This window comes from Shewanella mangrovi (genome assembly GCF_000753795.1).
Classification (GTDB): domain Bacteria; phylum Pseudomonadota; class Gammaproteobacteria; order Enterobacterales; family Shewanellaceae; genus Shewanella; species Shewanella mangrovi.
The window spans coordinates 213,057-223,954 of the sequence record NZ_JPEO01000001.1 but is presented as its reverse complement, the minus strand read 5'-3'; the positions used below and the strand labels follow the sequence as shown (position 1 = coordinate 223,954).

3 protein-coding genes are annotated in these 10,898 nt (G+C 46.6%); 1 reads left to right on the top strand and 2 read right to left on the bottom strand.

The window, feature by feature from the left end; translation table 11 throughout:
• Nucleotides 1–287: 287 nt before the first annotated feature.
• Nucleotides 288–3,152: a TonB-dependent receptor gene (locus HR45_RS00900; protein WP_037438778.1), complete on the bottom strand. Its 2,865-nt coding sequence runs from the start codon at nt 3,150–3,152 to the stop codon at nt 288–290.
• 782 nt (nt 3,153–3,934) lie between these two features.
• Nucleotides 3,935–6,763: a TonB-dependent receptor gene (locus HR45_RS00895; protein ID WP_037438776.1), complete on the bottom strand. Its 2,829-nt coding sequence runs from the start codon at nt 6,761–6,763 to the stop codon at nt 3,935–3,937.
• Between the two features lie 555 nt (nt 6,764–7,318).
• Here HR45_RS00895 and HR45_RS00890 point away from each other — a divergent pair.
• Nucleotides 7,319–10,672, top strand: a complete 3,354-nt coding sequence (locus tag HR45_RS00890) for a LamG-like jellyroll fold domain-containing protein (protein WP_037438775.1) — start codon at nt 7,319–7,321, stop codon at nt 10,670–10,672.
• The last annotated feature ends 226 nt before the right edge of the window (nt 10,673–10,898 follow it).

Here is a 10,898-nt window from a genome sequence, read left to right as displayed (position 1 = left end):
TTAAGCAAAAATGCACGCGAATTATTGACCAATAAAAAAGCATATTCAGTGCTTATTTTCCGGTGCGTAACAAAGTGTGAGGAATGTTAAACAGATCAAATATGGCGCTTTATTGGGCGTGTATTGCTGCACAACGTTGTGCAACAAAGTGTCCATACGGAAATTTTGATTTACAGCAGGTATGGCGGGAATTGTGTGTTGTTAGCTTGTCCATCTAGGTTTTATTGCCAGCGCAATAAAAAAAGAGAGCCCGAAGGCTCTCTCTTTATGACAAATGGGCCAATGCCTTAGAAGCTGTAACGTACACCAAGAGAGAACGTACGGCTGTATAGACTCGTGCCATAGTTGTACATATCAGAGTACTCATAGTATGACTGATACAACTCATTGGTCAGGTTGGTAGCGTCAAAGGTGACAACAAAGTCATCAGTCACGTTATAGCTCAGTGACATATCTAAGCTTTGCTCAGGCTTGCGGTAGATACCACGTGGGCTTGCGAAGGTAGTACCGTCATAACCAGCCAAGAAGTCATCACGCCATACATAAGACAGACGCGCACTGAAGGTGTCTTTATCGTAAATCAGCACAGCACTGTATGACTTGTCAGATACACCGAACATGTCACGGGTGTTGTAACCAATCAGCTCACCAGTTTCAGTGTTGAACTGTGGAATGTCTTGTGATGAATCCAAGAAGGTAGCACTCAACTGAGTACCGATACCATCTAACCAGCTTGGCAGACCTTCTGGGAAGTACACCGCACCCAACTCGTAACCTTCCAGTTTACCGTTAGAGGTGTTACCTGGGCGGCTAACAATATAGTCGTAAGCTTCAGTTTCACCCGGCTCAACGTGATCACGTTCTAGCGTCAGTGAGTCATAGGTAAAGCCGTTAATGTCGCGGCGGAACCAAGTACCATAGATAGAGCTACCGTTACCGAAGTAGTACTCTAACGACAGGTCATAGTTTTTAGACTCAACCGGTTTCAGATCTGGGTTACCACCACTGGCGTTACCACGAGTATCAGTTTGGTTTGAACCACCTGACAGGTTTTTGGTGTAAACCACGTTAGGGTTCAACTGATTGAACTCAGGTTGGCGCAAGGTTTGGGTATAAGCAAAACGCGCCACTAAATCATCGGTCAGCCACAGACGTGCGATAAAGTTAGGCAGGAACTTGTCATTGCTGCCACTACCAGTATCAGTTGCCGTCAGAATGTTAGCCGCTTCATCGCTTTCATAGCGCATAAACTTCAGATCATTTTCGGTGCGGGTATAACGTACACCGATTTGACCATCAATACGCTTGCCAAACAGCTCAGTTTCATAATCAGACTGTACATAGGCTTCGTAAGTTTTCTCAGTAATATCGAACACTTTACGCAGCGCTAGTTCATCAGCTGGCAGGCCATAGAACTCACGATAGTAGTCGCGGTTTGCATACAGGCTTGGGCCATGTGGCACAATCCAGCTTGTTGGCACATCGCCTTCACCATCAAAGAAGTATGGGTTAGCGTACGCGATATCAGAACTCAGCTGTTCACCGTCATGGTTGACGTAGTTAGAGTTATCAACACCGCGAGTCTTAGTCGTAGCACCACGGTTTTCATAGCGCACACCAAACTTAGCTTTGGTCAGAATGCCGAAGTCTAAGTAGTAGTCGCCGTCTAAGGTGAACTGAATAGAATCGCCTTCATCTTCGCCACCGTTGTCATACAAGGTGCCGTAGTTCCATTGGCTCTGAGTCAGATCAACTTGTGTGGTGTAATCATCTTCCACAATCGCCCAGCTTGGAATACCGTTGCCGTCGTTGTAATTAACCGCGACATTAGGCAAACCAATGGCGTTAGAACGCATGGCGATGAAGTCAGTTTTGTATTTACTGGTTTGATAAACCAATTCTGATTTCAACTGCAGATCAGATGAGATATCCCATTTACCGCCCAACGCAAATACATAGCTGTCGGTGCTGGATTTAGAATAGTCACCAGAACTCCAAGCAGCAGGACTGCCTACAACGCGAGATTTTACGACGTTAGTGCCATCGTAGAATTCCATTGGTGCATCGTAATCCAGATTGCCCCACCAGTCGGTGTAGCTGAACAACATAGAGTTAAAGCTTTCGTTACGATAACCGTTGTAGAAGGCTTCAAACAGATATTCAGAGGTATCGTTAGGTGCCCATTGCAATGACAGGTTAACCGCTGGACGTTCACGCTTACCGGTGAAGTCGTTTTGGAATACCGCGTCACGCGACAGGATATAAGGCACACCTTGCTGATAGACGTTGCCGTCACCATCGGTCAAATCAAACGTTGGTAGCTCACCATTGGCGCCCAGTTGGAATGGCACACCATTGTCTAAACCCATCGGCCAGCCAGAGAACATACGCTCAAACTGAGTACCAAAACCATTTTCACCAGCGGTACCAGCGTAAAACGGCACAACCGCACCCGCCGTCACGTTTTGGTCACGGTAATGCGCTTCGGTGTAAGACACGTTCAGCAATGCGCCGACTTCACCGATAGAGGTGTCCCAACGGTTGCTCAGCAAAGCACTTAATGACGGATCGGTTTTTTCCGCTTGGTCAGAGTAAACACCACGCGCGTTGACCACCACTTTTGAACCTTCAAAGTTAAATGGGCGGTGAGTACGGATATCAATCTGTCCGGCAAGGCCACTCGCTAGTTGGCTTGCACTACGGGTTTTGAACACTTCAACACTTTCAAGCAGCGAGGCGGGAATATCCGCAACGGCGACTTGTTGACCCGCTGCAGTAAACATCTTACGACCATTCACTGTAGTGGTAACGTCAGTCAAACCACGAATACTTACTGTGTTCACTTCGCCAGAGGCACGGTCTGTTACCTGAACACCGGTCACACGTTGTAGTGCTTCAACCACGTTATTGTCAGGGAACTTACCGATATCTTCGGCAACGATGGCGTCAACCACTTGCACGTTTTGGCGCTTGAGGTTAACAGATTTGTTAAGACTGCTGCGGATACCAACGACTTGAATCACTTCCATATCGTCGGCTGTAGCTTGTTGAGTAGCTGTATCAGCAGGTGGAGTAGCATCTTCAACAGCGTAAACTGCTTGACTGGTGATGGCTAAAAAAATAGCGCTCGCCAATGTAGTTTGCTTAAACATCTCATTTATCTCCGGTAGTTTTTATATCAATACCGGCAAGCCTTTTTCGACACCCAACTAAGACTACCGGTATCTCTTAAACTTTCCCTGAGAATTCTTTTGTTGCTTCGTTAAAAAATCACGAAATTGTAATTGTAATTAAACAAAAGAAACTTCAGTCACAAAAATCATATTGTATGACCAATTGAGTGTCAATCTGTATCCAATAAGGATTGGCCAATATCGATCCTAGCTCTCACTTTTATTTTAATTTATTCATAGCGAATTTTAAAAATCATATAACATAATGATTATTAAAGAATTACAGCAAGCGAATGCAATACTGTCGTGAATGTTAAAAATACGCCACAGAGCGATCATATTTAACAGATGAATAACACTTTCGCGTCATTAAAACAGCTAAAATGTTAATTAATAATTACATCAATGTTGTAATTTAAAATGCATACATGTAACAAATTTAAATTATTAAGTTAAATAGCGTCTACACGACTAGATTCTCAACGGTGCCAAACAGGCCGCATTTAAGGCTGATGCAGATGACTAGGGAATATCATGGGCGTAGCGCGCAGCCACAGAAGTGCGTCAGTTGCTCAGTTATATCGGAGGGAAGTTATCGCCTAAAGGAACCATGATGCAGTGCTTCACAACGCCTACTCGTGAATGCCGTGCTTACCTACGGCACTGGCAAAATAAAGAGCTAGCGCCAAGATGTAACGGCTGCCAGACAAACAAAAAGCCCCGAGCATAGCTCAGGGCTTTTAGCAGTAGAACAGACGCTATTAGAAGCTGTAACGCATGCCTAACGCGAACGTACGGGTATAGATGTTGTTCGTTCTGTTAAACAAGGTCGAATCTTCATAATACTCTTGATAGATGTCGTCTAAGATGTTGGTCGCATCGAAGGTTAACACCAGATCATCGGTCACGTTATAGCTCATTTGGAAATCTAAGCTCTGCTCAGGCTTACGATAGATACCGCGTGGCATTGCAAAGCTGGCGGCATCGTAGCTGTTAAGGAACTTATCACGCCAAGTGTATGACAGACGAGTACTGAACACTTCTTTGTCGTAAATCAGCACCGCACTGTAAGACTTCTTAGAAACCCCAAACAGTTCACGGGTTGTAGAACCGATTTGTTCACCAGTGTCGGCATCAAACTCCGGAATATCCTGCTCAGAATCAAGGAATGTTGCACTCAGCTGTCCACCCAAACCATCTAAGTAGCTAGGCAGATTTTCTGGGAAGTAGATAGTCCCGACTTCATAACCGGTCAGCTTACCGTTAGAGGTATTTGCTGGTTGGCTCAGAATATAGTTGCGCGTTTCACCGTCAACTTCACGTGAAATCATCCGTGATGAGCTAAATACGAAGCCATTGATGTCACGACGGAAGTAAGTGCCGTACAGTGACGAGCCTGAACCAAAGTAATACTCCAAGGAGAAGTCGTAGTTCTTAGACGTGGTCGGTTTCAGATTAGGGTTACCACTAGAGGCTTGACCGAAACCAAGATCGGTTAAGTCTTCGGTGTAACCAACTGCGGTACTGAAATCACCAAACGCTGGACGACGAATGGTTTCAGAGTAAGCCATACGTGCGACTAAGTCGTCGGTTAACCAGTAACGCACCATCAGGCTTGGCATCAGCTTAGAGCTGCTGTTCTCACCAGAGGTTTGGTCAAGATAGTAGTTAGAACCATCTTCGGCAGTCGCATCCAGCTTCTTACGTTCCCAGAAGTCCATATCCGCTTTGGCTTTTTCATAGCGCAGACCGATTTGACCATCGACGCGCTTACCAAATAGCTCAGTTTCAAAATCACTTTGCACGTAAGCCGCATAAGATTTTTCAGTGATGTCGTAGTTCTTATACATGGCTAACAGTTCAGGATCAGCGCCGTATAACTCTTCAATATCACTGCGATGCGAATTCAAGTAGTTGCCATCAGGCAGAACCCAGGCAGTTGGCACATCACCACGGCCTTCATAGAAGCCAGATACCGTTGTGAACATGTCTGGATCGAGATCGGTATACGCAATGTTTTGCGCCAGAGAACCCGCATCATACAGACTATGTTGTGCACCACGATTTTCCAGACGCACACCAAACTTCATCTGGGTGAAGATACCCCAGTCTAAGTAGTAATCACCGTCCAGTGTCCAGGCAACAGAGTCACCTTCATCTTTGGTGCCGCTGTCATAAAGCTCAGCCGTCTGCCACAAGCCCAATTGGGTAATATCAGATTCATCGATATCGGCAGTGCTTGGATCATCTAAATAGCCCCAGCTAGGCACACCACCGCTGGATGCGTTGTAATCGATGTTCACACCGTAGAAAGTACCGCCGTCGGCACTGATACCACGCATGGCCAAGAAGTTAGATTTGTAGGTACTGGTTTGATACACCACTTCTGATTTCAGAGTGACGTCGCCCAGCTCCCACTTGCCGCCAAGAGCAAACACATAGCTGTCGGTTGAGTTGTGGCTATGGTCAGCACTGCTAAAGCCACCCACATTGTAAGCGGTGCGCGATTTAACTACGTTAGTGCCGTCGTATAATTCAATGCCATCGGCAACAACTTGGTCCCAATTAGTGGCACTGTTGACGTTACTGAACAACATAGAATTGGAGTTGTCGTTGCGATAACCGTTATAGAAGCCTTCAAACAGATATTCAGAGGTATCGTTTGGCGCCCATTGCAATGACAAGTTAACCGCAGGACGCTTACGCACACCGCTATTGGTGTTTTGGAAAACCGCATCACGCATCAACAGATAAGGTGAGCCATCAGAAGTGGTCGCCCCATAAGTGGTATCCATGCCGTGCGCCAAACCACGGGTCCAGTAAGCATCGCTTATTTCAGTGCCGTTCTCAGCTGAGTATGGCAGTGACGCGCCTGGTGAAACACTTTGGTCGTTATAGTTGGTACGAATGTAAGACACGTTTAACAACGCGCCCACTTCACCAATGCTGGTATCCCAACGATTACTGGCTAAGGCACTGAAGGCTGGATCGGTTTTGTCTGGCTGATCTGAATAGATCCCTTTCGCAGCGACACTGACTTTGCTGCCTTCGAAATCAAATGGACGGTGAGTACGGATATCGATTTGACCCGCAATACCGCTGCCCACTTGAGATGATGAACGTGTTTTAAACACCTCAACGCTCCCCAACAGCGCTGCAGGTACGTCCGCGATCGCAACTTCACGGCCAGCGGCAGTAAAGATCTGACGACCGTTTACCGTCGTGGTCACGTCGGTCAGACCACGAATACTTACGGTATTCACTTCACCTGATGCCCGGTCAGTAACCTGCACACCAGTAACACGTTGCAACGCTTCGACTACGTTGTTATCAGGGAATTTACCGACGTCTTCGGCAACAATAGCATCAACCACTTGCACGTTTTGGCGCTTGAGGTTAACGGATTTATTCAAACTACTGCGGATCCCCACCACCTGAATGACTTCCATATCTTGGTCATCAGTTTGTTGCTGCTGATCCGTTGCAGCGGTTTGTTGTTGTGCTTCAGGTAAATTATCCTCTGCAGCGTATAGCGCATTGCTGGTCAAGGCTACAAAGATAGCGCTGGCCAGATATGTTTGCTTAAACATCTGTTTCATCTCCGGTAGTTTTTATTTACCGATCGTCTCTGAACACCAACGAAACGTTCGGCTTTAATATCCATATTTCACGCCTTTACATTTCCCCAAACGCTAGACAGCCAAAATATAGATCGAACAGTCAAATAAAATCATATTGTATGACTTATGTGAGATCAACTAATTAACACATATTTACGCAAGCCAGATCGCACTTTTTTCAATATGTTTTTTTGAATATACAAGGATCGCTAAGTATCAGAATAAAATAATAAATAAAAATATAATCAGATACTTGTGACAATTTGTATCGGCGCAGTATATAAGAAAGTTAGCGATCATTCGACTAAAGTATTAATTAGGCCTGAAATTGTTAATTTGCCTAATTTTCTTCGTTAACTACTGCACAAAAACCACAGAGAAAATCATCTAAGGGTTTTAACTTAGGTTAACAAACTGCTACTTTTATGACTGTTTTTATACTACTGTCGTATTGTAATATAAAATGGCCATTGGCATCTTAAGACAAAATAACTAACAAGTGGTTAACCAAAAGGATTGATTCTTATGGTATTTCAACGCTCACTCGTGTCGTTGGGGATAGTACTAGCACTGGCATCCTGTGGGGGGAATGACAGTGAACACAGTACTGATGACACAAACACATTTGCAATTCCAGATCCCGTTACCGTAGCCGATCCCACCGTTGAAGGTGAGGTAAGTTACTCAAATGTTTCAGTACATGACCCATCCATCATCAAAGATACTGATGGGACTTATTATGTATTTGGCTCGCACCTCGCCTATGCCAAATCCACCGATCTTATGCACTGGGAACAACTCTCTGGCGACGGCGTTGCCAGCAGCACGCTGTTCCAAGATTCCTACGCTGCACAAGTCCAAGAAGGACTTGATTGGGTTGGTGGTAATGTAGGCTCCTGGGCGCCTGATGTTAAAATCCTGAACGATGGCAAGTACCATTTCTTCTTTGATCACTGTTCCGGAGACGGTGACGATGGTACTGCTTGTTATCGTCGTTCTTACTTAGGTGTCGCAACGGCTGATAGCATTACTGGCCCATATACCAGTGAAGGGATTTTCCTGAAATCTGGTCAAGTTGCCGGGGAAGAAGACCAACTTCCTGCTGGCGCTACAGCACCTTATGATGGCGCAACCAATCCCAACGCGATTGACCCAGCGGTATTCAACGACGCCGATGGCGGTCTGTGGATGACCTATGGTTCATACTCTGGCGGTATTTTTGTACTGCAGTTGGATCCAGACACCGGCAAGCCACTGCCTGATCAAGGCTTTGGTACCCATGTGGTTGGCGGTAACTATGAACCGGTAGAAGGTTCTTATGTTATCTATAGCCCAGAAACTCAGTACTACTACATGTTTATGTCGTTTGCTGGATTTAACCAAGAAGGTGGCTATAACATTCGCGTAGCCCGTTCTACCTCGCCTAATGGCCCTTACTTGGATGCCGCCGGACACGACATGGTCAATGCTGCCGTTGCCGGGCCAGACAATCTGGAGTTGTTAGGGGATTACGGTGTGAAACTGATGGGCGGTTTCCTGTTTGATGCTAATACCGGTGATGCAGGTACTGACCACGGTTACATGTCACCAGGCCACAACTCAGCCTACTATGATGCCGCAACCGGCAAATATTACTTAGTCTTCCATACCCGCTTCCCAGGTCGTGGTGAAAGCCATGAAGTACGCGTACATGAAATGTTCATGAATGCTGACGGCTGGTTAGTGGCATCACCACATCGTTATGCCCCAATCAGCGGCGACAACGTGGTGGATGAACAGGATGTCACCGGGGCTTATCAATTTATTGACCAAAGCAACGACAACAACACCACTGTTCACAGCTCAAGCTACATCACGCTAAAACGTACTTGGACCAATCGTGGTGATATCACAGGTGCCTACACCGGTCGTTATGAGACGGATGATGAACACCACATCACGCTGGAAATCGACGATTTAGGCACTTATAAAGGTGTGGTTGAGTGGCAGTACAACGATAATATTGGCAAATTGGTACCGATCTTTACCGCGATCTCAGATGATGGCGCATCGGTTTGGGGCTCTAAGCTGCCAGTTAGTGATACCACTGAAGCAATGAATAACATTGCCGCAGCGATCAGCTTACCAAGCACCTCAACAACCAACCTCGACTTGGTTACCACCGGGACTCAAGATGCCACCATCGTATGGTCATCTTCAGATCCATCAGTGATCAGCGCTAACGGTATTGTTGCACGCCCAGCGCCAGGCAGTGGCGATGCCACAGTGACCCTGACCGCCACCATTACCTTGAATGGTGAAACGATAACTCAGGAATACACTGTTGTAGTTCCGGCTCGCTACGAATACAACCGCGTTGCAAGCTACAGCTTCGAAGGTGGTTTGACTGACAGCCTAGGTCATAAAGATGAAGGTACTTATGTAGCTCAAGGTCTCGCAGAAGCTCAAGGCTCTGCTGCTTATGCCGCTGGTCAGGAAGGACAAGCGCTGGCACTCGATGGCACCTATGGCATTAAACTGCCTGACGGCCTTATTGATAGCAACGAATACACAGTATCTTTGTGGATGAAAGGTAATGCCTTTACCACTCATACACCGGTATTCTTTGGTGCCGCCACTAACAGCTCTTGGGCAAGCTTAGTACCACAAGCTTGGGACTCTAACATCATGGTGTGGAGTAACAACAACGGTAGTTGGTTTGATGGTCAATCTGGCGTCGCTGCTACTGCGGGTCAATGGACTCACTTGGCGTACTCCGTCAATCATGGTGTATTCCATATCTACATCAATGGCGAAGAAGCAGGTAGTCGTGCTGGTTTCCCAGATCTTTACACCAACGTCGTCGGTACTTTCGCCCTGGGTGCAAACATGTTTGCTGACCCACTATTTAATGGCGATATCGATGAGCTGAAGATCTATGATGCGGCCCTGAGTGCTGAAGAAGTTAAAGCACTGGATATCGATCACTTAGATGCGGCAGCACTACTGCAATCAGCAGTGAATCAGCTGGATCTGGGCGATACCACGGCCGTGACCGACAATATGGATCTGGGTGTTTCTGGTCCATATGCATCACAAGTCAGCTGGATCTCCTCTAACCCTTCAATTGTGTCGAACGACGGTGTCGTAACACGTCCAACTGAAGCGCAAGGCGATCAAACCGTTACATTAACTGCGACCATTACTTTGGCTGGCGCCAGCGCCACCAAAGAGTTCTCGGTAACCGTGCGCTCAATGGCAGCACCTACGCCTTTGGCTGAGTACAACTTTGATAATGACGACTTGTCAGATGCTCAGGGTAACTTTGCCGCAGGTACGGTGACTGGCAATCTGATTGGCAGCACTGGTGGTAGCGTGACTTATGCAGCGGGCGCCGTTGGTGATGCACTGGTACTAAACGGTAGCTCAGGTGTGCAACTGCCAAACAACCTGCTGGATGACAACACCTACAGTATCTCGCTGTGGATGAATCCAGAAGAGTTGGCGATGTACTCACCAGCACTGTTTGGTTATGCCTCCAATGACAGCTGGATCAGCATCCTGCCTAACGGTAACTCTGCGGTAGGTGGCAACACCATGGTGTGGTCAGGTCAAGCATGGTATGACGCTGGTACCACCGGCCAAATTCCTGTGAATGAATGGTCACATCTGGTGATGGTGCTCAATGGCGGCTCACTGAAGATCTATATCAATGGTGAAGAACAGTTCTCTGGTACTGGCTTCCCGAATATCTTCGGTAATGCGGCATCACCTGGCTTTGCCTTAGGTGTGAACTACTGGGATGCACCGTTCAAAGGTATGCTCGATGAAGTTCAGTTCTTCGACAACGCGATTAGTGCAGATGATGTACAGCTGCTATATCGTGAAGGCATGAACTAAACTTTAGTCGTAAGTCCAAAAAGCCATGCCAAGTTGCATGGCTTTTTTGCTTTCTAAAGCAAAGGTATAGCAAGCTGTGTAAAGGATCACAGTTACCCATATTGACCACGCCAACACGGCCGACAGCCGTTGACATTTGCGCGTATTTCCCAATAATTGTATTACAATAATATTTACACCAAAAAACCATTTGCTAAGCAGTTATGCGGGGGAGTTACAGACATCA